Below are 21,858 nucleotides of genomic sequence, written 5' to 3'. Positions count from 1 at the left end.
GGGACTGAACGCGCGCCGTTCAATTCCCCCGGCCCGCAGCCGCCTTCTGCATGGCTTCGGCCAGAAGAAAATCCCGCTCCGTCACCCCCTGTGAATCATGGGTGGTGAGGCAGACCTTGACCCGCGAATAGACATTGGACCATTCGGGATGATGATTGAGCCTTTCCGCGACAAGTGCGGACTCGGCCATGAAACCGAAGGCCTCCGCAAAACTCGAAAACTTGAAGGAGCGAACGATCGCCGCCCCGTCCTCACGCAGCGACCAGCCCTCGAGTTTCGACAATGCCTGCCGGATGGCGTCCGGTTCAAGTCTGGGATATTTCATGACTCTTGCCTCCGCTTGAGACCCATTAACGCTTCAACGACCGGATCGACGCATATTCCATGAAACATATAGCTGTTCTTTTTGTCTGCATGGGCAATATCTGCCGCTCACCACTTGCCGAAGGCGTTTTGACAAACCTTGCCGATGGAGACGGCGTATCCCGCCAACTTACGGTCGACTCCGCCGGCACCGGCGGCTGGCATACCGGCAATGCCCCGGATCGTCGATCCATCGCGATAGCCCGCAAGCATGGCATCGATATTTCAGGGCAGCGCGCGCGGCAGGTCAGTCAGGCCGATTTCGAAAACTTCGATCTCATCCTTGCCATGGACACGAGCAATCTGGCGAAACTGCTTCAAAAGTCGCCGGAAAACCACAGGCACAAAATCCACCTGTTTCTGGACTATGCTTCGGGACACCACGAGAGCGTCCCGGATCCCTATTTCGGCGGTGAAGACGGTTTTCTGACCGTCTACAACATGCTCTTGGCAGGATGCAGATCGTTGCTCGAAAAGATGGAGCTGGATCGCGCCTCGTGAAGCGGGAAAGCCTCCTCCACGATATAGGGCCCGCCGCCCACCGATTCCTTCGACGACATCAGCACGAAACGGCCGACCGTGAAGGGCGAGGTGCGGAAGTTGCCGCGTCCGGAAAGATAATGCACCACATCATCCAGGCGGGAAGAGCGCAGCCGCGCCAGCGTGACATGCGGCATGAACTTGCGCGGATCGGGCGGGAGACCGATCCTCTGGCAGATTCTCTCCACCTCCGCCTGCAGCGCATGCATTTCCGGCGAGGGCGAGACCCCGGCCCAGATGGAATGCGGTTTCTTGGAACCGAAGGACCCCATGCCGGTGAGGCTGAGCTGGAATTCCGGCCTGTCGATCCGGTCCAGCCTGTCCACGACCTCATCGGCGGTACGCCCGTCGATGTCACCGATAAAACGCAGGGTTATGTGATAATTCTCCACATCGATCCACCGGGCTCCCGGCAGACCACCGCGCAACAATGAGAGGCTCATAGCCGCATTGCGCGGAATTTCGAGGGCGGTAAACAGTCTCGGCATGGCGAGCTCCCCGAATCTCTTGGCAGAACAAGCATAGCGAATCACGCAATGCAGACGGGCGCAAGTGCTTATTTTTTTTGCGCACCGATTGTCTTGATGAAGCTTTCAACAGCCGGCAAAGATTTTTCGACCATCATCGCCACCCCCTTGGTATTGGGGTGCATCTTGTCATCGAGCTTCAGCGCATCATCCGTCACGACGCCGTCCAGAAAGAAGGGATAAAGCGGCAGGTTGTATTTTTCGGCAAGCTTCGGGAAGATCGGATTGAACCGCCCGGCATAATCCTCGCCCATGTTCGGCGGCGCCATAATGCCGACCAGCAACACGGCTATGTTACGCTTCTGAAAGCCGGAAATGATGGTATCGAGGTTCTTTTCCGTCTGTTCCGGTGCAATACCGCGCAGTGCATCATTGGCGCCAAGCTCCAGAATGACCCCGTCCGTGCCGTCCGGAACCGACCATTCCGCCCGCGCCAGACCACCGGAGGACGTATCGCCGGAGACGCCGGCATTGGCGATGGCGACATTGGCGCCCTTCGCCTTTAATGCAGCTTCAAGCTGTGCGGTGTAGCTGTCGGTGGGCGGAAGCTGGTACCCGGCCATGAGGCTGTCGCCGAGGCCGACCAGTTGCAATGTCCGCTCCTGCGCCATGGCGGACGCGGCGGAAAAGGCGGCGGCGAAAATGACGATGAAGTGAAACAGGGCAGCTTTAAATCTCATCACGGCTTTCCTAACTTGGTTCGCATTGTCTGAAATACCGACCGCATCGACACCGCCAGACCGTTTTCATCCCCTATATAGGAACGAGAATTGTGACGAAAAGCATCATAGAGCTGAAGAAGGCCGACCTCACGCTCGGTAACGCCGCCGCCTCCGTTCACGTTCTCAAGAACATCGATCTTTCCATCGGCGAAGGCGAAGCGGTCGGCATCGTCGGCCCTTCCGGTTCGGGAAAATCGACGCTTCTCATGGTGCTTGCCGGTCTGGAGCGGCTGGACAGCGGCGAAATCGTCATTGCGGATACGCAACTGCACAAGCTTGGCGAAGACGCGCTGGCGGATTTTCGCGGCCGGAATATCGGCATTGTTTTCCAGTCCTTTCACCTCATCGCCAATATGACGGCGCTGGAGAATGTCGCCGTTCCGCTGGAATTGGCCAACGTTCCCAATCCCTTCGAGATTGCCAAGCGCGAACTCGTCGCCGTCGGTCTCGGCGAACGCCTCAACCATTATCCCGGCCAGCTTTCCGGCGGCGAGCAGCAGCGTGTCGCCATCGCCCGCGCGCTTGCCCCCTCACCGGCCGTGCTGATCGCCGACGAACCGACCGGCAATCTCGATACCGATACCGGCAGGCAGATCGCCGATCTTCTGTTTACCAAACAGGCCGAACGCGGCATGACCATGGTGCTCGTCACCCATGATCCGTCGCTCGCCGCCCGCTGCTCGCGGCAGATCAAGGTGCGCTCCGGCGAGATCGAGGGCGACAGCGCCAGACCGCAGGTAGCGCGGGTGGTATCGGCATGACCGGATTCATTCTCCCGTCTTTTGCCAATATCAGAAACGCCGCAAGGCTCGCCCGTCGCGAAATCCGCGGCGGTCTGCGCGGCTTTTACATTTTCCTCGCCTGCATTGCGCTTGGAACAGGGGCCATCGCTGCGGTCAATTCCGTCTCGCGTGCGGTCACCAGCGCGATTGCCACCGAAGGCCAGTCGATTCTGGCGGGCGACGTGCGCTTCGAACTGCGCAACAGGGAGGCGACGGCGGAGGAGAAGGCCTATCTCGACGGCCTTGGCACCGTCGCGGTCTCCACCGGGCTGCGCTCCATGGCCCGCCTTGCCGACGGCTCCGAACAGACTTTGACGGAAGTGAAAGCCATAGACGGCGCCTACCCGCTCTATGGAACTTTCGTCGCCGATCCCAATCGACCTTTGGCGGAACTGCTGGCCGGCAATGGCGACGCCTATGGCGCCATTGCCGCGCCACTTCTGCTGGAACGGCTCGGTATCAAGGTGGGCGATGAGATACTGCTCGGCAATGTGAAATTGAAATTGACCGGCACCGTCGTCGACGAGCCGGACGCGCTGTCCGACGGTTTCGGTTTTGCGCCAAGGCTCATCGTCAGCCGCGATGCCCTCTTCGCCTCCGGCCTCGTCCAGACCGGCAGCCTCGTCGAACACGCCTACAAGATCAAGTTGAACGATCCGTCAGCGCGGGTAACCATGACCGATGCGGCCAACAAGGCCTTTCCCGATGCCGGCTGGTCCATCCGCACCAGCGACCGGGCAGCACCCTCGCTCACCGAAAACGTCAACCGCTTCTCGCAATTCCTCACACTGGTAGGCCTCACAGCCCTTATCGTCGGCGGCGTCGGCGTCGCCAACGCCGTTCGCGCCTTTCTCGATTCCAAGCGCACCACGATCGCCTCGCTGAAATGCCTGGGTGCGCCGGCCTCGGTGGTCACCATGACCTACCTCTTCCAGATCGCCTTCATTGCCACCGTCGGCATCGTGATCGGCCTTGTGGTTGGCGCCGTTGCGCCGCTTGTCGCCATGCGGTTTCTGGAAGGTGTGCTGCCGGTGCCAGAAGGACTTGCCTTTTATCCCGGCGCACTCGGTCTCGCCGCCCTGTTCGGTCTCCTGACAACGCTTGCCTTCGCCATCGTGCCGCTCGGCCAGGCGCGCGAGGTTCCGGCGACGGCGCTTTTCCGCGAACAGGGTTTCGAGGAGGGCAGCTGGCCATCCTGGCCTTATCTCGCTGCAACCGGCGTTCTGCTGGCGGCGCTGGCCGCACTGGCCATCTTTTCGGCGGAAGACCGTTTCATCGCCTCGGTCTTCCTTGCGGCAATCGCCTTTGCCTTCGTGGTGCTGCGGCTGGTGGCTTCCGGCGTCAAGGCCATTGCCAAACGCAGCCCGCGCGTTCACTCCGCAGCCCTTCGTCTGGCGATCGGCAATATTCACCGGCCCGGTGCGCTCACCCCGTCAGTCGTTCTTTCCCTCGGCCTCGGCCTCACCCTGCTCGTGACGCTAACACTGATCGACGGCAATCTTCGCCGTGAACTGACGGACAGCCTGCCGGAAAAGGCGCCGAATTTCTTCTTCGTGGATATTCAGGGCAGCGAAGTTCAGGGCTTCCGCGATCTCCTGAAGCGGGAAGCGCCGGAGGGAACCCTGACCGAAGTGCCGATGCTGCGCGGCCGCATCATGGCGCTGAACGGCACGGATGTGACGAAAATGGAGGTGCCACCGGGAGGGCGCTGGCTGCTGCGCGGTGACCGTGGCATCACCTATTCGCAGGATGTTCCCGAAAACGCGACGCTGACGGAGGGAACATGGTGGCAGCCGGATTATAGCGGCGAGCCACTGGTCTCCTTCGCGGCGAAAGAGGCGGGGGATCTGGGCCTCAAGATCGGTGACAAGGTCACCGTCAACGTGCTCGGTCGCAGCATCACGGCCAAGATCGCCAATCTGCGCAATGTCGAATGGGAATCGCTGTCGATCAATTTCGTCATGGTGTTTTCGCCGAATACCTTCCGCGGCGCACCGCATGCCTGGCTCGCGACCCTTGCCGATCCTTCCGCAACGGCCGGCGATGAGGGCCGGATATTGCGCGCCGTCACCAACACCTACCCAACGATCACCAGCGTGCGCGTGAAGGACGCGCTCGATGTCGTGAACCGGCTGGTCGGCCAGCTTGCCACCGCCATTCGCGCCGCTGCGGCCGTCGCCCTGATAGCCTCCGTCCTCGTTCTCGCCGGCGCGCTTGCAGCCGGCAACCGCGCCCGCACCCATGACGCGGTCATCCTCAAGACGCTGGGCGGCACGCGAAACCTGCTCATCCGCGCCTTCTCCTACGAATATATGATGCTCGGCCTCGCCACCGCCGTCTTCGCGCTTTTTGCCGGCGGCGTTTCCGCATGGTTCGTCGTTGCCCGCATCATGAAACTGCCCTCCAGCTTCCTGCCGGATGTGGCGATCGGAACCCTTCTCGTCGCCCTCGTCATGACGGTCGGCATCGGCCTCATCGGCACCTGGCGAATTCTCGGGCAGAAGGCGGCGCCGGTCCTCAGGCAGGCGGGGGAATAATCATCGGTTGCGCACCGCTTAACTTTAACGATTAATTCTTTGTAATGATCGCCAAAACGTGAGCGCTTTTCGCGCATATGGTGTCTTTTCAACCGCAAAAGGCCTTGTATCGGACACGTTCTGCCATCATATTCTTGAGCAGGCTTGCTGAAGCTCCGCAGCGGCGCCCGGGAGGTATCCCGACACCGTAGCAATCACGGAGCTCAAAAGAGGAAACAATGGCTGACTTCAATAACTACCAGAACCGCATGGCGCAGACCCGTGCACAGTCTGGTGCGATGATCGATGAAGGTCTTCGCGCCTACATGCTCAAGGTTTACAACCTGATGGCGCTGGCTCTGGTCATCACCGGCGTCGCGGCGTTCGGCACCTATACGCTCGCCGCCTCCAACCCGGCTTTTGCCCAGTTGCTTTTCGCATCGCCGCTGCGCTGGGTCGTGATGCTCGCACCGCTGGCACTGGTGTTCTTCCTTAGCTTCCGTATTCAGAACATGAGCGTTTCCGCTGCGCAGACGACCTTCTGGGTCTACGCTGCACTGATGGGCGTTTCGCTCTCCTCGATCTTCCTGGTCTATACCGGCCAGAGCATCGTGCAGACGTTCTTTGTGACCGCGGCTTCGTTCGGCGCGCTTTCGCTCTACGGCTACACCACGAAGAAGAATCTCTCGGGCCTCGGTTCGTTCCTGATCATGGGCCTGTTCGGCTTGATCATCGCGTCGATCGTCAACATCTTCCTCGCATCGTCTGCGCTGCAGTTCGCGATCTCCGCGATCGGCGTTCTGATCTTCGCAGGTTTGACCGCCTACGACACGCAGAAGATCAAGGAAATGTACTTTGACGCTGATGATGTTGCCGTGGCTGGCCGCAAGGCCATCATGGGCGCGCTGACGCTCTATCTCGACTTCATCAACCTCTTCACCTTCCTTCTCCAGTTCCTCGGCAACCGCGACGACTAAGGTCGGGAGTTCTGGTGACAGACACACAAAAGGCGGCCGATCGGCCGCCTTTTTTGTTTGCAAATACCTTTGCGCTTCGCGTGTTCCCGTCGTTATCGACATTACAGCCAGTCAAAGCTCACTCGATAAGCTTCAAAACCTTGTCAAAAACCTTGAGAACCTGCGGCAACTCATGACCGCGCTTGAGGATGCGGCCATCCACATTCACCACGCAATAGGCGCCCTGTTTCGCCGCCAGCCTGGGGTTCTTCTCGATCCTGTAAAGCGGCATCTCACCCGAGCGCTTGAAGACGGAAAACACCGCCTTCTCCTTCAGATGGTCAATGGCGTAGTCACGCCACTCGCCCTCGCCCACCATGCGGCCATAGATGCGCAGGATCGCATCCAGCTCGCGGCGGTGAAAGGTGACCGGCAGAGGATCCTTGTTCTTCTTATATTCGCGGAGATCGATAACGGTGGAACTGTCGCGTGAAGCGGTCTGCACCTGCTGCACATCCGGTTGATCGGTCATCCAATGCCTCCGAATCCACCCAAATCATCCCATCAATGTGAGCCTGAGACGACGAAATTGCAAGCCTTGCCCCCTGCCGGCAGCAGGCCACCCATTCCATAGGGCTTGAGGGGTTTCGGGCAGCGGCAGAACCGGACGCGACGATACGGAACGGCCGCATGACAGCTGCCTCCGTAAAAGCAGAGGTAAAAATTGGTAACCATTTAGGCACCCATTTTAGGGGACCCTGCCGTATTTCGGTCAAACCATGGCCTGAATTGGGTGGAATAGTCCTATTGTCAATTGATGCCTAGGCACCAAGATGACCCGGTCCGGTGCATTGACCCTTTACCCCCAGCCCCCAATGCCCGGACCGGATCTTCAATCGCCAATAGGCGATTATGGCGTTTCGCTTCCCAGCAGAATACTTGCGCCGACGATAGCCGCCGGATCGCCGCTGGCATTGGCGCTCTGCAACAGAACGGCGCAGCCGCCCTTTTTCACCTTTGCCACAACGCTTGCCGGAAGCTTCACCGTCATCGGCGAACCATCCCACATGCCGACGGTCTGCACGTCATAAACGCTGTGCCAGTAGGATATTTTTTTGCCCTGGTTATCGCCCTTCTGCACATCCACCGTCTGTTCACGGGTGAAATAAGCGACCACGACATCCGCCCTGCCGCTGCCGGCACCGATATCGATCTCCACCTCATTTCCGGCAAACTTTGACGAGACCGGCACGTTCAGCCCCTTGCCCTCGCGCTTGAAGGCGTCCAGCCTGTCATAGATACCACGGACATCGGCGCCCTTGACATGGTCGCGGCCGTTCAGAATAGCCTGCGGCGTATAAACCCCGTTGCGACCGAGTGCGCGCATATAGCCATATTGCCGCTCGGTATTTTCCTTCGATGCCAGCGAATCGGTCCAGCCGAGATAGTTCCAGTAATCGACATGGTAGGAGAGACCGACGACATCGCCCTTCTGGATCATCTTGCGCAAAGCCTCATCCGCCGGCGGGCAGGAGGCACACCCCTGAGATGTGAACAATTCGACGACGCCCTTCACGGCCTCCTGCGCCTGCGCGGAGGTGACGAGGAACGTGCCGAGAAGACATATCGACAGGGGGAATTTCAGCGGCATTACAAAAACCTTTGTCCGGAAGAGATCCAGACGAATTGATGCGATCAATCCTGCCGGGATGCAAACCGGAAAATAACGTCTATTACCCTTCAATAGAAAGTCACGAAGGGGTGAGCGACAATCACAAAAAACGAGACCAGAAAATGGAAAGACGCCGGGATTTCTCCCGGCGCCTGCAATTGTTGAAGCGTTAGGCGGCCAGATCGCGAAGAACGGTCTGCAGAATGCCGCCATTGTTCATGTAGATCACCTCATCCAGCGTATCGATGCGGCAGAGAAGCGGAACTTCCTTCACCGAACCGTCGCTATAGGTGATCTTGGCGATCTTCTTTTCACGCGGCTTGATGTCACCTTCGAGACCATCGATCTCGACGATTTCGTCACCCTTGAGATCAAGGCTCGCCCAGGTCGTACCTTCTTCGAATACGAAGGGAACGACACCCATGCCGACGAGGTTAGAGCGATGGATACGCTCGAAGGACTGCGCGATGACAGCCTTGACACCGAGCAGGTTGGTACCCTTCGCCGCCCAGTCGCGCGACGAGCCATTGCCATATTCGACGCCGGCGAAGATGACGAGCGGAACGCCTTCCGCCTTGTATTTCATGGCGGCGTCATAGATCGACATCTCTTCCTTGGACGGATAGTGGATGGTGTAGCCACCTTCCTTACCGTTCGGGCCGAGCATGTGATTGCGGATGCGGATATTGGCGAAGGTGCCGCGCATCATCACTTCATGATTGCCACGACGCGTGCCGTACTGGTTGAAGTCGGCAACTCCGACCCCATGCTCCGTCAGGTAGGCGCCGGCAGGCGAAGCTGCCTTGATCGAACCGGCCGGAGAAATATGGTCGGTGGTGATCTTGTCGCCGAAGAGACCAAGGACGCGCGCACCCTTGATGTTCTTGAGACCCGTGCCCTTCTTGCCCATGCCGACGAAATAAGGCGGGTTCTGAACATAGGTCGACTGGTCGTCCCAGGCATAGGTCTGGCCCGGCGGAACCTGAACGGCCTGCCAGTTCGCATCACCCTTGAACACGTCGGCATACTTGGTTTCATAAAGCTCGCGGGTGACGTATTTCAGGATGAATTCCTGGATTTCCTTCGAAGTCGGCCAGATATCCTTGAGATAAACCGGATTGCCGTTCTGGTCGTTGCCGATCGGCTCCTTCGTCAGGTCCTTCTGGACCGTGCCGGCAAGCGCGTAAGCCACGACAAGCGGCGGCGAGGCTAGATAGTTCGCCTGAACATCCGGCGAGATACGGCCTTCGAAGTTGCGGTTACCCGAGAGAACACCTGCGGTGATCAGGCCCTTGTCGTTGATCGTCTTGGAGATCGCCGGTGGCAGCGGACCGGAGTTACCGATGCAGGTGGTGCAACCGAAACCAACGAGGTTGAAACCGATCGCATCGAGATCCTTCTGCAGACCGGACTTGTCGAGATATTCCGCAACCACCTGCGATCCCGGTGCAAGCGAGGTCTTCACCCATGGCTTGGACGTCAGCCCCTTGGCGACCGCATTGCGGGCGAGAAGGCCTGCCGCGATGAGAACCGAGGGGTTGGAGGTGTTGGTGCAGGAGGTGATGGCGGCAATCGCCACATCGCCATGGCCAAGATCGAAAGCTTCGCCTTCAACTGCGTAACGGTTCGAAAGCTGGCCGGGCTTCTTGTAGTCGTTTTCGAGAGCCGTCGCAAAATTCGGCGCGATGGTTTCGAGCGGCAGGCGGCCTTCCGGACGCTTCGGGCCGGCCATGGAGGGCACGACGTCGCCGAGATCGAGTTCCAGCGTGTCGGTGAAGACGAGGTCGGAACCATCGCCGGTGCGCCACATGTCCTGAGCCTTGGAGTAGGCCTCAACGAGGGCGATACGGTCCTTGGCGCGGCCGGACATGGTGAGGTAATTGATGGTTTCGCCATCAACCGGGAAGAAGCCGCAGGTCGCGCCATATTCCGGACCCATGTTACCGATGGTCGCACGGTCGGCGAGAGACATCGAATCGAGGCCCGGGCCGAAGAATTCGACGAATTTGGAGACGACGCCCTTCTTGCGCAGCATCTGCACCACGGTCAGCACGAGGTCGGTCGCGGTAACGCCTTCCTTCACCTTTCCGGTCAGCTTGAAACCGATGACCTCGGGCAGGAGCATGGAGACCGGCTGGCCGAGCATGGCTGCCTCAGCCTCGATACCACCAACACCCCAGCCGAGAACGCCGAGACCGTTGATCATGGTCGTGTGGCTGTCGGTGCCGACGCAGGTATCCGGATAAGCGACCGTCTCGCCGTCCTCTTCCTTCGTCCAGACGGTCTGGCCGAGATATTCGAGGTTGACCTGGTGACAGATGCCGGTGCCGGGCGGAACCACACGGAAGTTCTTGAACGCCTGCTGGCCCCACTTCAGGAAGCGGTAACGCTCGCCATTGCGCTCATATTCCAGTTCAACGTTACGGGCAAAAGCGCTCGGCGTGCCGAATTCGTCAACGATAACGGAGTGGTCGATGACGAGATCGACGGGAACCAGCGGATTGATCTTTTCCGGGTCACCACCAAGCGCCTTGATGCCGTCACGCATGGCGGCAAGGTCGACCACGGCGGGAACACCGGTAAAGTCCTGCATGAGAACGCGGGCGGGGCGGTAGGCGATTTCGGTTTCGGTCAGGCCCTTGTTGTTCAGCCATTCGGAAACCGCCAGAATGTGTTCCTTGGTGACGGACTGGCCGTCTTCGAAACGCAGCAGGTTTTCCAGGAGAACCTTCATGGAATAGGGCAGCTTGGAAACGCCCTTCAGGCCATTGGCTTCAGCCTTGGGAAGGCTGAAATAGACGTATTCCTTACCATCCACGGTAAGGACGGAACGACATTGAAAACTGTCGAGTGATTTGGGCATGGATCAAAACCCCGCTTACACTGATAGCCAACACGTTCGTGCGGACACCTATGCACTCATGCACATCAGGATGCGGGTACGACCATTTCCGCTGTCCGCACGTGAAAATTGCTCCTCGCAATCGTCAAGTCCGGCGCAAGATGATGTTCACGCCGGCCGCTGGCGTGGTTGACACCCATATAGATAATTTCGGAGAAACGTGCCAGACCATTCAACGAAGCTAATCGATTTTTTTATCGAGACGACGAAATCTTAAACGGAACCGCAGCATGGATTTGACGGCGGAAAATCTTGGCGTGCGACGCGGCGAAGATTTCATATTCATGAACATTTCCTTCAAGTTAAGCGACGGTGAGGCGCTGGTGCTGACCGGCCGCAACGGCTCGGGAAAATCCACGCTGCTGCGCGCGGTGGCTGGCCTGCTGCGCCCCGAACAAGGGCAGGTGAAGATAGCCGGCAAAGGAATAGACGCCGAGATGCGGCCGTCGGAGGCCTGCCATTATCTCGGCCATCGCAATGCGATGAAAACCGAACTGACGGTCGCGGAAAATCTCCGCTTCTGGAAGGACTTCCTCGGCGATTTTTCCGGCAGCACGGGCGTGGCGATCGACGAGGCAGCGGAGATCGTTGGTCTCGCCGGCATCACCCACCTGCCCTTCGGTTATCTCTCGGCCGGCCAGCAGCGGCGTTTTGCCATGGCGAAGCTTTTGATCGCATGGCGACCGGTGTGGATTCTCGATGAGCCGACGGCAGCACTCGACAGGGCTGCGGACGCCATGTTTACCGATCTCGTGAAAAGCCACCTTGGGAAAGGTGGGATCGTTCTGGCTGCGACCCATCAGCCCCTGGGGCTGGAGAAGGCGCGGGAATTGCAGATGACGGGTTTTGCGGGTGTGGAGGCTTGGGCATGAACGGTTTGCACGCGGGGCTTACCCCCCTCTGCCCTGCCGGGCATCTCCCCCTCAAGGGGGGAGATCGACCCGCGGCAAGGTCTCGCCCATCTCAATGCTGGAGAAAGAATTGGGGGGAGTGCGCCTTGCCGATCTCCCCCCTTGTGGGGGAGATGCCCGGCAGGGCAGAGGGGGGTAAGCTACACCCATCGGGGGCCCACCAATGACCGCCCTCTTCCTCCGCGATATCAAACTCTCCATCCGCGCCGGCGGCGGCGCGCTGATCGGCGTGCTCTTCTTTATGACCGTGGTTGCCGTCATCCCCTTCGGCGTCGGCCCCGATCTCAACCTGCTCGCCCGCATCGGCCCGGCCATCGTCTGGATCGGCGCGCTTCTGTCCGCCCTTCTCGGCCTCGACCGGCTGTTTCAGGCCGAGCGGGATGACGGTTCGCTCGATCTGATCCTGATGCAGGAAACCCCGCTGGTGCTGACCGTCTTCGTCAAATGCCTGGCGCATTGGGTCACGACCGGGCTGCCACTGGTGCTGGCATCACCCTTGCTCGGCCTGTTCATGAACATGGACGAGGTGGCGATCGGTGCGGTGATGCTGACGCTTCTCGTCGGCTCACCCGCCATCACCTTCATCGGCGCGGTGGGCGCGGCGGTTGCCGTTGCCCTGCCACGCGGCGGGCTTCTCGTTTCCATCCTCGTCCTGCCGCTCGCCATCCCGGTGCTGATTTTCGGCGTCAGCGCTTCCTACGCGGCGGTGCAAGACCCGGCCCCCTTCATGCCGCCATTTCTCATTCTCGGCGCGATCACGTTATTTTCAGCCGTGACCGGCCCTTTCTTTGCCGCTTTGGCGCTGCGCAATGTTATGGATTGACGAAACCGTGATGGACGATCTCCGATTGACAGGGATCAATTGCGGGACGGCCATTCTCGGGTTACACAAACGGCATGAACGAGCAGACCTTTACCATCACCAAATTCAGCGATCTCGCCAACCCCACGCGGTTTCTGGCGCTGGCGGCGCGCATTCTGCCCTGGCTCGCTGGGCTCACGGCACTGGTGCTGGCCGCCGGTCTTTATCTGTCCTTCACCACCGAAGGTGATTACCAGCAGGGTTATACCGTGCGCATCATGTATGTGCATGTGCCCTCCGCGTGGCTGGCGATGATGTGTTATTCGGTCATGGCGATCTCGGCCATCGGCACGCTCGTCTGGCGTCATCCGCTGGCCGATGTCAGCCACAAGGCCGCAGCCCCCATCGGTGCCGCCTTCACGCTGATAGCGCTCATCACCGGCTCGCTCTGGGGCAAGCCCATGTGGGGAACCTGGTGGGTGTGGGATGCGCGGCTCACCTCCGTTTTCGTGCTTTTCCTGATGTATCTCGGGCTGATTGCGCTCAACCGCGCCATGGACGATCCTTCCAGAGCCGCCCGTGTCAGCGCCGTGCTGATCCTCGTCGGTTTCGTGAATATTCCCATCATCAAGTTTTCGGTCGAGTGGTGGAATACGCTGCATCAGCCGGCAAGCGTCATCCGCATGGGCGGTTCCGCCATCGATGCGGAGTTTCTGTGGCCGCTTCTGACCATGGCTGTCGGCTTCACGCTGCTGTTCTTCACCTTGCACATCGCCGCCATGCGCAATGAAATCTGGCGCCGGCGCGTGGCCGCGCAGCGGCGGCTTGCCGCGCGCATGGCAAACCGGGAGGGCTGAGGCGATGACACACGCCTTTTATATCGGCATGTCCTATGCTGCGACCGGGTTTGTCGTTCTCTGTCTCATCGCCTGGGTCGTCATGGATGGCCAGGCGCGCAAACGGGAACTGAAGGAACTCGAAGCATCCGGCGTGCGCCGCAGGGCGAGAGCCGGTTCCGCAGGTGATGCGCAATGACGCAGACCGACCACGACACCAAGGCCAAATCGACGGGCCGCGCCCGTTACGCGCTGGCGCTGCTGCCGCTTCTGCTATTTGGCGGCTTTGCCCTCATCGCCGGCAAGATGCTTTACGATCAGGATGTGAACGGGCTGGATATCAGCGCCATCCCGTCAGCGCTGATCGGCACCAAGGCGCCCGCTTTGTCGCTGCCGCCACTGGAAGGCTCGAACCTGCCGGCGCTCACCGATGCCGCCATCAAGGGCAAGCTGACGCTGGTCAACGTCTTCGCCTCCTGGTGCATTCCATGTCGACAGGAACATCCGCTACTTCAGGAACTGGCCAAAGACAGCCGCATCACCGTCGTTGGCATCAACTACAAGGACAAGCAGGACAATGCGCTGCGCTTCCTTGGTGAACTCGGCAATCCCTTTGCCGCGATAGGCGTCGATCCGAATGGCAAGGCGGCAATCGACTGGGGTGTCTATGGCATTCCCGAAAGTTATCTGGTCGGCGTTGATGGCACGATCCTTTATAAAAAGGTCGGCCCCTTCGATGCCCGCAGTGTCGAACGTGACCTGCTGCCCGCCATTACGGCCGCAGCCGGGAAATAACCTCATACCGTAAGGCCTTACCCCTTGGTAACGACCCTCAGCGCCGGCCCTTCCGCAGGCAGGCGTATGCCTTCCAGCACGACCTGATCACGGCCGCCACGCTTTGCGGCATAAAGGCTGTCATCTGCCCGCTTGATGGCATCGTGAATGGAATGATCTCCCCTCGCGACAGCCGAGACACCGAAACTTGCGGTGATCTGGCTCATAACACCGCGATTGCGCCAATCGAGGGATGAGAGACCTGTGCGCATGCCATTGGCAAGCTGGCCGGCTGCAGCGGCAGTCTGCCCGGGCAGGAAGACCACGAATTCCTCACCGCCGAAACGCGCCACCAGCGCATTCGCGGGCGCGTTTCGCCTGAGAAGGTCGGAAAGGCCGATGAGCACGATATCGCCGGCCGCATGACCATAAACATCGTTGATGCGCTTGAAGTGGTCTATGTCGCAGGCGATGATCGCGCCTTCCGGCGTATCGTTGCGAAAATCGGGAACGCACCGGTCGAAACCACGGCGGTTCAACACATCCGTCAACGGATCATGTTCCGCCGCATGCAGGTGACGGTCAACGGTGACGGAAATCTGGCTTGCGAGCACAGACAGCGCGAGCAGGAAGCCGAAGATGCTCGCCGCAAGCTGCATGTAGAAGGCGTAATCCGACTCGAAGAATTCGCTGAGCTCGATCATCGAGCCGTTCGGCGTCATCACCAGCAGCATGCCGATGCGCACCAGCGTTTCCAGCACCACAAGCGAAGCGATGGCTACCATAAGCCTGTCAGCCAGCGCGACGGGCCGCCGGCGCACGAGCCAGACCGGAAAGGCAAGCAGCAGGGCACAGACGAAATCACCGATGACGAGTTCGCGTTTCAGATCCGGCGTGACGAAAACATGGAACGAGACCAACAATACCGCCACTGCCACGATCGACAGCCGCGCCTTGGTATAAAGCGGCCGCTCAAAATGGGTGAGCAGCGCATGGCCATACAGAAAGAAGGCGGAGAAGAACAGCAGGTTCGAAAGGATCGCCTGGACTTCGAAGGGCAGGCCGCCTAGCACCAGAGGCGTCGCGAAACCAAAAGCCGCCGCAAGATATCCGATACCCCAATAGCGCGCCGAAGCGTGGCCGATCCTCTGCAGGAACAGGAACACCACGCCGAATGTCAGCATGATGAAGGGAAGAAGATAGGCGAAATTATCTTGCAACGGGATCTGCCAGGAAGAAACGGGCCTTTGAAGCCGGACGTTACCGCAATGCCCTTAAGAAAGCCTGCATATAACGCGCGGTTTCTGAGCCTTTCCGGCCAAAATCCCGGCGAACCCGTTCACATTTGCGGGAGCGCGTTCTGCCATTCCTTGATCGCTTCGACGGGCCAGACCAGCATCACCACATTCAGCGTCAGATTATCGCGGATCAGCCAGCCGGTGAAGATTTCAAAGAAGACGGCGATCAGGACCGTCAGCCACACCGGCACGCGCGCGGCAAAGAGGAAACCCAGCGCCATGAAGACCGTATCCATCGCCGAGTTCAGGATGCTGTCGCCGGTGTAACCCAGCGCCATGGTCGCGGTGCGGTAACGATCAATGATGAGCGGGGAGTTTTCGAGGATTTCCCACGCCGCCTCCACCAGAACCGCCAGCGAAAGGCGCATGGAGAGCGGCTTGTTGCGGAACAGCAGCCAAGCGAACCAGTAGAACAGGAAGCCATGAATGATATGCGAAGGCGTATACCAGTCGGCCAGATGCTGGGAATTGCCCGGCGTGTTCACGCCCGGCTCGAACAGCTTCACATAACCGCATTCACAGATGGGAATACGGCCCATGGCATAAAGAATGACGATTTGCAGGAGAAGCAGCGCGGCGGCCACGCCGAACCATTTAAGCGAACGCGAACGGGAAGCCGGCATCTCCGCAACTGTCATTTTTCGTCCTTGTTAAGCGGTTCCAGCGAATGACGCATGACAAGCGGCATCTGCGCCATGGTGAAGATGATGGTGATCGGCATCGTGCCCCACACCTTGAAAGCCACCCAGGTATCAGTGGTGAACATGCGCCACACGACCTCGTTCAGCACCGCGAGGAAGAGGAAGAAAATGCCCCAGCGCAGCGTCAGCTTGCGCCAGCCCTCATCCGTCAGCCTGAAGGCCGAATTGAAGACATAACCCAAAAGCGATTGCCCGAAGAACAGGCCGCCGAGCAGGATGACGCCGAACAGCGTGTTGACGATGGTCGGCTTCATCTTGATGAAGGTGTCGTTCTGCAACCACAAGGTCAGCGCACCGAACACGAACACCACGATGCCGGAAATCAGCGGCATGATCGGCAGCTTGCGCGTCAGCACCCAGGAAACGGAAAGGGCAACGGCCGTGGCGATCATGAAGAGGCCGGTTGCGATGAAGATCGGCCCACCGAACTCCGTCAGCACCGGGAAGGTGGAAGCCAGCCATTCGCCGCGGGAATTGGCGAAGAAGAACACCATCAGCGGGCCAAGCTCGAGCACGAACTTCAGCAGCGGGCTGATTTCCGCCACCATCTTTTCGCTTTCCTTGGAATTGCTTTCAATATCCATACTCAAACTCCCGCAATGGCCTTGGCGAAATCTTCCGCCTCGAAGGGCTCCAGATCGTCAACACCTTCACCCACACCGATGAAATAGACCGGCAGCTTATGTTTGGCAGCGATGGCGACGAGGATACCGCCTCGCGCCGTGCCATCCAATTTTGTCATAATCAGGCCCGAAACACCCGCAACATTGCGGAATATCTCCACCTGGTTCATGGCGTTCTGTCCCGTCGTCGCATCGAGCGTCTGCAACACGGTGTGCGGTGCATCCGGGTCGAGCTTGCCGAGCACACGCACGATCTTTTCCAGTTCCGCCATCAATTCCGTCTTGTTCTGCAGACGGCCGGCCGTATCGATGATCAGCACGTCGCTTTTCTGCGCCCGCGCCTGCTCGTAAGCGTCGTAGGCGAGACCCGAGGCATCCGCACCGAGCTTGGTGCCGATGAATTCCGAACCCGTGCGATCGGCCCAGATCTTGAGCTGCTCGATTGCCGCCGCGCGGAACGTATCGCCCGCCGCCAGCATCACCTTGAGGCCGGAGCCCGAGAGCTTGGCGGCAAGCTTGCCGATGGTGGTCGTCTTGCCGGTACCGTTCACGCCGACGACGAGGATGACATGCGGCTTGTGCGAAAGATCGAGTTCCAGCGGCTTGGCGACGGGTTTCAAAACCTTGGTGATCTCACCCGCCATGATGCGCGCCACATCTTCGCCGCTCACATCCTTGCCGTAGCGTTCCGAAGACAGGGCGCCGGTGATGCGCATGGCGGTTTCGACGCCGAGATCGGACTGGATGAGAAGGTCTTCCAGCTCGTCAAGCGTATCCTCATCCAGCTTGCGTTTGGTAAAGAGCGCCGAAATCTGCGTGGTCAGCTGTGTTGATGTGCGTGCAAGACCGGCCCGCAGGCGCTGGAACCAGGTCAATTTTACCTGAGGCGCGGCAGGGGCAGGTTCCTGCCGCTCGCTTGCTGACGAAAAGCCCTTGGGCAGGACCGGAGGAATGGCAGAGGGTTCGGCCGCACTCGCGGCTTCCGCCTCATCAAGCAGCGCATCCATTGCATCCGCATCAAGCACGGCATCAGCGGGTTCCTGCAAAGGTTCCGCCGGCTCCTCGGCAGCGGCCTCCGCCTGCAGCAAGGATAAGGGCACGAGACCCATATCGCCGGAAAGCTCGGCGCCGGGCAGAAGCGGCGCGTCCTCTTCCTCGTCGTCTTCAGCGAGGGCAGCATCGACGGCCTCGTCAGCAGCCGGCCCGCCGGCCGTCTCCATTTCCAGTTCGGAAACCGGGTCCTTGTCGACAGGGTCATGCGCTTCAGCGTCGCTCAGCGCGGCTTCGAAGGAGGCGTTTTCATTGCCGCGCGCGGGTGCGGCATCCTCTTGCGGCCGCTCTTCCGTTTCGGCCTTGTCCTTGCCGAACGAAAAGACTTTTTTGATGAAGCCGAGGGCCATGATTGTTCCCGTGTCTTTTCTCTTTAGCCGCCTCAGGCCGCATCCGCCGCCAGAAGCTTCATGTTCAGATGTTTGCCGTTGTGGCCGGTAATCGCAACCTGCGCAAGAGTGCGCGGGGCGAGATCAGGCGTCTCCACCAGCGTGAAATTGTCGGTATGGGCAAAACCGTTGTTTTCGACCAGGATCGTCTGCACCGAACCGACCATGTTTTGCAGATGCGCCAGTCTCAGCGCCTCACCGCGTGCCCGAAGCCTGCCCGCCCGCTCCTTCACCAGAGAGCGGTCCAGCTGCGGCATGCGCGCCGCCGGCGTGCCGGCACGCGGGCTGTAGGGGAAGACATGCAGGCTGGAAATGCCGCACTCCTCAGCCAGCATCGCGGCGTTTTCGAACATCTCTTCCGTTTCGGTCGGAAACCCGGCGATCATATCCGCACCGAAGGCGATATCCGGTCTCAGTGATCGCACCTCGTAACAGAAGCGGATGGCATCGGCGCGCGAATGGCGGCGCTTCATGCGTTTCAGGATCATGTCATCGCCATGCTGAAGAGAGAGATGCAGATGCGGCATGAAACGTGGCTCATCGGCAATCAGATCCATCAGATGATGGTCAGCCTCGATACTGTCGATCGAAGAAAGCCGCAGGCGGAGAATATCAGGCACCTGCTTCAGCAAGGTCTTGGCGAGGTAACCGAGCGACGGCTCGCCGGGCAGGTCCGCACCATAACTCGTGGCATCCACCCCGGTCAATACGATTTCGCGATAGCCGCTTTCCGTCAGCCTGCGCGCCTGATCCACCACCGCACCCATCGGCACGGAGCGCGAATTGCCGCGCCCATAGGGAATGATGCAGAAGGTGCAGCGATGATCGCAGCCATTCTGCACCTGAATGAAGGCGCGCACATGCCCGTCAATATGCTTGACCATCTGCGGCGCGGTCGCCTTGATGCTCATAATATCGTTGACGCGCAGTTTTTCTTCCGCCGAGACGCCAAAATCCGGCAGCGCGCGATAGGAGACGCTTTTCAGCTTTTCCTCGTTGCCCAGCACCGCATCCACCTCGGGCATTTCGGCAAAGGTCTGCTTTTCGGTCTGGGCGGCGCAGCCGGTAACGATGATGCGCGCATGCGGATTGTCCCGCCGGGCACGGCGGATGGCCTGACGTGCCTGGCGCACCGCTTCGCCCGTCACGGCGCAGGTATTGACCAGCACGGCATTGTTGAGCCCCGCCTTTTCGGCCTCCGCCCGCATCACTTCCGATTCATAGGTGTTGAGACGACAGCCGAAGGTTATGACCTCGACGCCACTCATACGGCCCCCCGTTCGACCGCATCGCGCGACCACGCGCCAGTAACGGGATCGACGGAACCCGACCATTCCCATTCGGCCGGGCCGGTCATGATGACGTGGTTATCCTCACGCCAGTCGATGGTCAGCGGCACGCGGATGGGGCTCGAGGCGACATCGATGGTGACCTTCCTGCCGGTGCGGCCGGTGCGAGCGGCGGAAACGGCCGCCGCACAGGCGGCGGAACCGCAGGCAAGCGTCAGCCCGGCGCCGCGCTCCCAGGTGCGGGTGCGAAGCGCGCTGTCGGAAATGACCTGCGCCAGCGTGATATTGGCCTTTTCCGGAAACATCGGATGATTTTCGAGAAGCGGTCCGAAACGTTCGAGATCGAATTCCATCGGATCGCGATCCACCCAGAAAATCGCATGCGGGTTACCCATGGACATGACGGCGGGCGAATGCAGGATCGGTGCGTCGATCGGCCCGATCTGCAATTCGATGCGGCTCGTGTCGTGGAACTCCTCAGAAAGCGGAATGTCACTCCAGCGGAAACGCGGCAGGCCCATATCGACCGATATCATGCCGTCTTCATGCTCGACAGCGTTCAGAATGCCGGCGACCGTCTGGAAGGTGAAGCTGGTCTTGCCGGTTTCGGAAGATAGCGCCTGCACAACACAGCGCGTACCATTGCCGCAGGCCTGCGCCTTGGTGCCATCGCAATTGAGAATATCGATGAAGGCATCCGTGCCGCTGACACGCGGATCGTGGATCGCCATGATCTGGTCGAACTGTGTGGCGGGATCGGCGTTGAGGGCGATTGCTGCCGCTGGCGTGACCATCTCCTTGCGGCCGCGCATGTCGACAACGAGGATCTTGTTGCCAAGCCCGTTCATCTTCGCAAATTCGACCGTGTCCGCCATCGCCTTAAACCTGAAAACTGTCTGAAAACCGGTTTGCATACGGGATTTCCCCGCGCTTTCGCCCTATATGGCGGAAAGGACAGCAAATTACCAGACTGTTGCGGCGCAAACGCGGCAGCGGCTCAGGCGGCAGGCACGTCGAAAACCTCGCCGGGGCGCATCGGCCGGAAACGGCTCTCCTCCACCCCCTGCTCCGTCAGTGCTGTCTTAAGCGCCACAAGCGGTGCATCCACCGCCTCATCGGTGAGCTGCACCGTGCCCCAATGGTGGCCGCAGACATGCGCCGCACCGCAAAGCCTCATGCCTTCCACTGCTTCCGCCGGGTTCTGGTGCTGGCCCTTCATGAACCAGCGCGGTTCATAGGCGCCGAAAGGCAGGTTAGCGAGGCGGAATTCACCATGCTTCTTGCGTGCGGCGTGATAGTTGAGGCCTTCGTGGAAGCCGGTATCGCCGATATGGTAAATCTTGCCGCCCGGCGTTTCGATGACGAAAGCGGCCCAGAGCGCCATGCTCCGATCGTTCAAACCGCGCGCCGACCAGTGGTGGCACGGTTCGAAGTGAATTTTCACCGAACCCGTCTCCACCACATCGCCCCAGTCCCCCACCTCGATACGCGCCGCCTGAACGCCGGTACGGATGATGGCGTCATTGCCGAGTGGGGTGATGAAAAGCGGCTTGTGCGCCACATGCAGGCGCTTCAGCGTTTCCATATCCAGATGGTCGTAGTGATTATGCGTCACCAGAACCAGATCAATGGGCGGCAGGTCCTCGAAACGGATGCCGGGTGCATTGACCCGTTTGGGACCAGCAAAGCTGAAGGGGCTGGTGCGCTGCGACCACACCGGGTCGACGAGAATATTCAGTCCGGCCGTCTGGATGAGAAAGGAGGCATGGCCAACGAAAGTGACACGCATATCCCTACCTTCGATCCGGGCTTCCGGCTTTGCGAAGGGAAAGGGGCTCGGATAACTTTCCGGCCATGTGGCGCGCTCGCCATTGAAGCGCCATTTCAAAAGACCCATGAAATTGCCGGGCGGCGTGCCCCCGGGATTGAAAAAGCGTACCCCGTCGAAATGATCAGAGATCGGGCCGCTGTAACAGGCGCTGGCGCTCGAACGGCGTGCATAAAGGCCGCCGCCCGCCAGAGCGAGCAGGCCAAGTGCGGAAAAACGAAAAAAGTTTCGACGTTTCATGACAAAGGTATAGGAAGCGCAATGACGCCGTTCAAGCGCCGCCAATAGCGGCCTGCGACCGATCACGCAAAGATGAAATGCGGGCTTTGCCAGCCATAAACCGGCGCTGCCTTGACTTTTCCCGCACTTTCCTGTTT

The 21,858-nt window shown here is 59.9% G+C and carries 22 protein-coding genes; 9 read left to right on the top strand and 13 right to left on the bottom strand.

What is annotated here, in order from left to right:
- Positions 1-19: 19 nt before the first annotated feature.
- A complete protein-coding gene (locus O3S81_RS22625) occupies positions 20-325 on the bottom strand; it encodes a 4a-hydroxytetrahydrobiopterin dehydratase (protein ID WP_269346874.1) in 306 nt (101 codons plus the stop codon).
- A 59-nt stretch (positions 326-384) separates the two neighbouring features.
- Between O3S81_RS22625 and O3S81_RS22620 the strand changes: the two genes are divergently transcribed.
- Positions 385-864 (top strand): low molecular weight protein-tyrosine-phosphatase, encoded by a 480-nt coding sequence (locus O3S81_RS22620; protein ID WP_269346872.1) that lies wholly within the window; start codon positions 385-387, stop codon positions 862-864.
- Here the strand turns inward: O3S81_RS22620 and thpR are convergent.
- Together thpR and O3S81_RS22610 are read right to left on the bottom strand one after the other, a co-directional pair.
- Positions 798-1,391, bottom strand: coding sequence for an RNA 2',3'-cyclic phosphodiesterase (gene thpR, locus O3S81_RS22615; RefSeq protein ID WP_269346870.1), 594 nt, complete (start codon positions 1,389-1,391; stop codon positions 798-800). The two genes, O3S81_RS22620 and thpR, sit on opposite strands and share 67 nt — an antisense overlap.
- Positions 1,392-1,459: 68 nt before the next feature.
- Positions 1,460-2,110 (bottom strand): arylesterase, encoded by a 651-nt coding sequence (locus O3S81_RS22610; RefSeq protein WP_269346868.1) that lies wholly within the window; start codon positions 2,108-2,110, stop codon positions 1,460-1,462.
- A 92-nt stretch (positions 2,111-2,202) separates the two neighbouring features.
- Here O3S81_RS22610 and O3S81_RS22605 point away from each other — a divergent pair, with 92 nt between their 5' ends.
- The 3 genes from O3S81_RS22605 to O3S81_RS22595 all read left to right on the top strand — a co-directional run bounded on the left by O3S81_RS22605 (position 2,203) and on the right by O3S81_RS22595 (position 6,427).
- Positions 2,203-2,913 (top strand): ABC transporter ATP-binding protein, encoded by a 711-nt coding sequence (locus O3S81_RS22605; RefSeq protein WP_269346866.1) that lies wholly within the window; start codon positions 2,203-2,205, stop codon positions 2,911-2,913.
- Positions 2,910-5,471, top strand: coding sequence for an ABC transporter permease (locus O3S81_RS22600; RefSeq protein ID WP_269346864.1), 2,562 nt, complete (start codon positions 2,910-2,912; stop codon positions 5,469-5,471). Before O3S81_RS22605 ends, O3S81_RS22600 begins: the two co-directional genes overlap by 4 nt.
- A 218-nt stretch (positions 5,472-5,689) precedes the next feature.
- Positions 5,690-6,427, top strand: coding sequence for a Bax inhibitor-1/YccA family protein (locus O3S81_RS22595; protein WP_269346863.1), 738 nt, complete (start codon positions 5,690-5,692; stop codon positions 6,425-6,427).
- Positions 6,428-6,545: 118 nt separating this feature from the next.
- Here the strand turns inward: O3S81_RS22595 and O3S81_RS22590 are convergent, their stop codons facing one another.
- The 3 genes from O3S81_RS22590 to acnA all read right to left on the bottom strand — a co-directional run bounded on the left by O3S81_RS22590 (position 6,546) and on the right by acnA (position 10,941).
- Complete coding sequence (locus O3S81_RS22590) at positions 6,546-6,938, bottom strand: DUF2794 domain-containing protein (protein WP_269346862.1); 393 nt, start codon at positions 6,936-6,938, stop codon at positions 6,546-6,548.
- Between the two features lie 378 nt (positions 6,939-7,316).
- Complete coding sequence (locus O3S81_RS22585) at positions 7,317-8,057, bottom strand: DUF1223 domain-containing protein (protein ID WP_269346860.1); 741 nt, start codon at positions 8,055-8,057, stop codon at positions 7,317-7,319.
- Positions 8,058-8,247: 190 nt separating this feature from the next.
- On the bottom strand, positions 8,248-10,941 hold the full coding sequence (gene acnA, locus O3S81_RS22580; RefSeq protein WP_269346858.1) for an aconitate hydratase AcnA: 2,694 nt from the start codon (positions 10,939-10,941) through the stop codon (positions 8,248-8,250).
- Between the two features lie 269 nt (positions 10,942-11,210).
- On the opposite strand from acnA, the gene ccmA reads away from it, so the two are divergent.
- The 5 genes from ccmA to O3S81_RS22555 all read left to right on the top strand — a co-directional run bounded on the left by ccmA (position 11,211) and on the right by O3S81_RS22555 (position 14,324).
- Entirely contained in the window at positions 11,211-11,852 is a 642-nt protein-coding gene (gene ccmA / locus O3S81_RS22575) for a heme ABC exporter ATP-binding protein CcmA (protein ID WP_269346856.1), read from the top strand.
- A 202-nt stretch (positions 11,853-12,054) separates the two neighbouring features.
- Entirely contained in the window at positions 12,055-12,714 is a 660-nt protein-coding gene (gene ccmB / locus O3S81_RS22570; RefSeq protein WP_173987904.1) for a heme exporter protein CcmB, read from the top strand.
- Positions 12,715-12,788: 74 nt separating this feature from the next.
- Positions 12,789-13,550, top strand: coding sequence for a heme ABC transporter permease (locus O3S81_RS22565; RefSeq protein WP_269346853.1), 762 nt, complete (start codon positions 12,789-12,791; stop codon positions 13,548-13,550).
- A 4-nt stretch (positions 13,551-13,554) separates the two neighbouring features.
- Complete coding sequence (ccmD, locus tag O3S81_RS22560) at positions 13,555-13,728, top strand: heme exporter protein CcmD (protein ID WP_269346852.1); 174 nt, start codon at positions 13,555-13,557, stop codon at positions 13,726-13,728.
- Entirely contained in the window at positions 13,725-14,324 is a 600-nt protein-coding gene (locus O3S81_RS22555) for a DsbE family thiol:disulfide interchange protein (RefSeq protein WP_269346850.1), read from the top strand. Before ccmD ends, O3S81_RS22555 begins: the two co-directional genes overlap by 4 nt.
- A gap of 17 nt (positions 14,325-14,341) precedes the next feature.
- Here the strand turns inward: O3S81_RS22555 and O3S81_RS22550 are convergent, their stop codons facing one another.
- The 7 genes from O3S81_RS22550 to O3S81_RS22520 form a co-directional block, all read right to left on the bottom strand.
- Positions 14,342-15,523 (bottom strand): GGDEF domain-containing protein, encoded by a 1,182-nt coding sequence (locus O3S81_RS22550; protein WP_269346848.1) that lies wholly within the window; start codon positions 15,521-15,523, stop codon positions 14,342-14,344.
- A 119-nt stretch (positions 15,524-15,642) separates the two neighbouring features.
- A complete protein-coding gene (locus O3S81_RS22545; protein ID WP_269346846.1) occupies positions 15,643-16,239 on the bottom strand; it encodes a DUF2585 domain-containing protein in 597 nt (198 codons plus the stop codon).
- On the bottom strand, positions 16,236-16,886 hold the full coding sequence (locus tag O3S81_RS22540) for a septation protein A (protein ID WP_269346844.1): 651 nt from the start codon (positions 16,884-16,886) through the stop codon (positions 16,236-16,238). The genes O3S81_RS22545 and O3S81_RS22540 overlap by 4 nt, the downstream gene beginning before the upstream one ends.
- A 2-nt stretch (positions 16,887-16,888) precedes the next feature.
- Positions 16,889-18,325 (bottom strand): signal recognition particle-docking protein FtsY, encoded by a 1,437-nt coding sequence (gene ftsY, locus O3S81_RS22535; protein ID WP_269346842.1) that lies wholly within the window; start codon positions 18,323-18,325, stop codon positions 16,889-16,891.
- A 32-nt stretch (positions 18,326-18,357) separates the two neighbouring features.
- Complete coding sequence (gene mtaB, locus O3S81_RS22530) at positions 18,358-19,632, bottom strand: tRNA (N(6)-L-threonylcarbamoyladenosine(37)-C(2))-methylthiotransferase MtaB (protein ID WP_269346840.1); 1,275 nt, start codon at positions 19,630-19,632, stop codon at positions 18,358-18,360.
- A complete protein-coding gene (dapF, locus tag O3S81_RS22525) occupies positions 19,629-20,528 on the bottom strand; it encodes a diaminopimelate epimerase (RefSeq protein ID WP_269346838.1) in 900 nt (299 codons plus the stop codon). The genes mtaB and dapF overlap by 4 nt, the downstream gene beginning before the upstream one ends.
- Before the next feature lie 122 nt (positions 20,529-20,650).
- Entirely contained in the window at positions 20,651-21,721 is a 1,071-nt protein-coding gene (locus O3S81_RS22520) for an MBL fold metallo-hydrolase (protein WP_269346837.1), read from the bottom strand.
- Positions 21,722-21,858: the final 137 nt, after the last annotated feature.

The sequence above is a fragment of the Agrobacterium sp. SOY23 genome (assembly GCF_027212525.1).
Taxonomy (GTDB): domain Bacteria; phylum Pseudomonadota; class Alphaproteobacteria; order Rhizobiales; family Rhizobiaceae; genus Agrobacterium; species Agrobacterium tumefaciens_I.
The sequence above is the reverse complement of the archived record's forward strand: the minus strand, read 5'-3'. Positions and strand labels throughout refer to the sequence as shown.

Bases quoted from the DNA above. Each gene is read 5' to 3' on its own strand.
- O3S81_RS22545 (WP_269346846.1), bottom strand. From the start codon at position 16,239: ATGACAGTTGCGGAGATGCCGGCTTCCCGTTCGCGTTCGCTTAAATGG.
- O3S81_RS22595 (WP_269346863.1), top strand. From the start codon at position 5,690: ATGGCTGACTTCAATAACTACCAGAACCGCATGGCGCAGACCCGTGCA.
- O3S81_RS22540 (WP_269346844.1), bottom strand. From the start codon at position 16,886: ATGGATATTGAAAGCAATTCCAAGGAAAGCGAAAAGATGGTGGCGGAA.
- thpR (WP_269346870.1), bottom strand. From the start codon at position 1,391: ATGCCGAGACTGTTTACCGCCCTCGAAATTCCGCGCAATGCGGCTATG.
- O3S81_RS22565 (WP_269346853.1), top strand. From the start codon at position 12,789: ATGAACGAGCAGACCTTTACCATCACCAAATTCAGCGATCTCGCCAAC.
- ftsY (WP_269346842.1), bottom strand. From the start codon at position 18,325: ATGGCCCTCGGCTTCATCAAAAAAGTCTTTTCGTTCGGCAAGGACAAG.
- O3S81_RS22610 (WP_269346868.1), bottom strand. From the start codon at position 2,110: ATGAGATTTAAAGCTGCCCTGTTTCACTTCATCGTCATTTTCGCCGCC.
- ccmB (WP_173987904.1), top strand. From the start codon at position 12,055: ATGACCGCCCTCTTCCTCCGCGATATCAAACTCTCCATCCGCGCCGGC.
- dapF (WP_269346838.1), bottom strand. From the start codon at position 20,528: ATGGCGGACACGGTCGAATTTGCGAAGATGAACGGGCTTGGCAACAAG.
- O3S81_RS22600 (WP_269346864.1), top strand. From the start codon at position 2,910: ATGACCGGATTCATTCTCCCGTCTTTTGCCAATATCAGAAACGCCGCA.
- ccmA (WP_269346856.1), top strand. From the start codon at position 11,211: ATGGATTTGACGGCGGAAAATCTTGGCGTGCGACGCGGCGAAGATTTC.
- mtaB (WP_269346840.1), bottom strand. From the start codon at position 19,632: ATGAGTGGCGTCGAGGTCATAACCTTCGGCTGTCGTCTCAACACCTAT.
- O3S81_RS22555 (WP_269346850.1), top strand. From the start codon at position 13,725: ATGACGCAGACCGACCACGACACCAAGGCCAAATCGACGGGCCGCGCC.
- O3S81_RS22585 (WP_269346860.1), bottom strand. From the start codon at position 8,057: ATGCCGCTGAAATTCCCCCTGTCGATATGTCTTCTCGGCACGTTCCTC.
- acnA (WP_269346858.1), bottom strand. From the start codon at position 10,941: ATGCCCAAATCACTCGACAGTTTTCAATGTCGTTCCGTCCTTACCGTG.
- O3S81_RS22590 (WP_269346862.1), bottom strand. From the start codon at position 6,938: ATGACCGATCAACCGGATGTGCAGCAGGTGCAGACCGCTTCACGCGAC.
- O3S81_RS22625 (WP_269346874.1), bottom strand. From the start codon at position 325: ATGAAATATCCCAGACTTGAACCGGACGCCATCCGGCAGGCATTGTCG.
- O3S81_RS22520 (WP_269346837.1), bottom strand. From the start codon at position 21,721: ATGAAACGTCGAAACTTTTTTCGTTTTTCCGCACTTGGCCTGCTCGCT.
- ccmD (WP_269346852.1), top strand. From the start codon at position 13,555: ATGACACACGCCTTTTATATCGGCATGTCCTATGCTGCGACCGGGTTT.
- O3S81_RS22620 (WP_269346872.1), top strand. From the start codon at position 385: ATGAAACATATAGCTGTTCTTTTTGTCTGCATGGGCAATATCTGCCGC.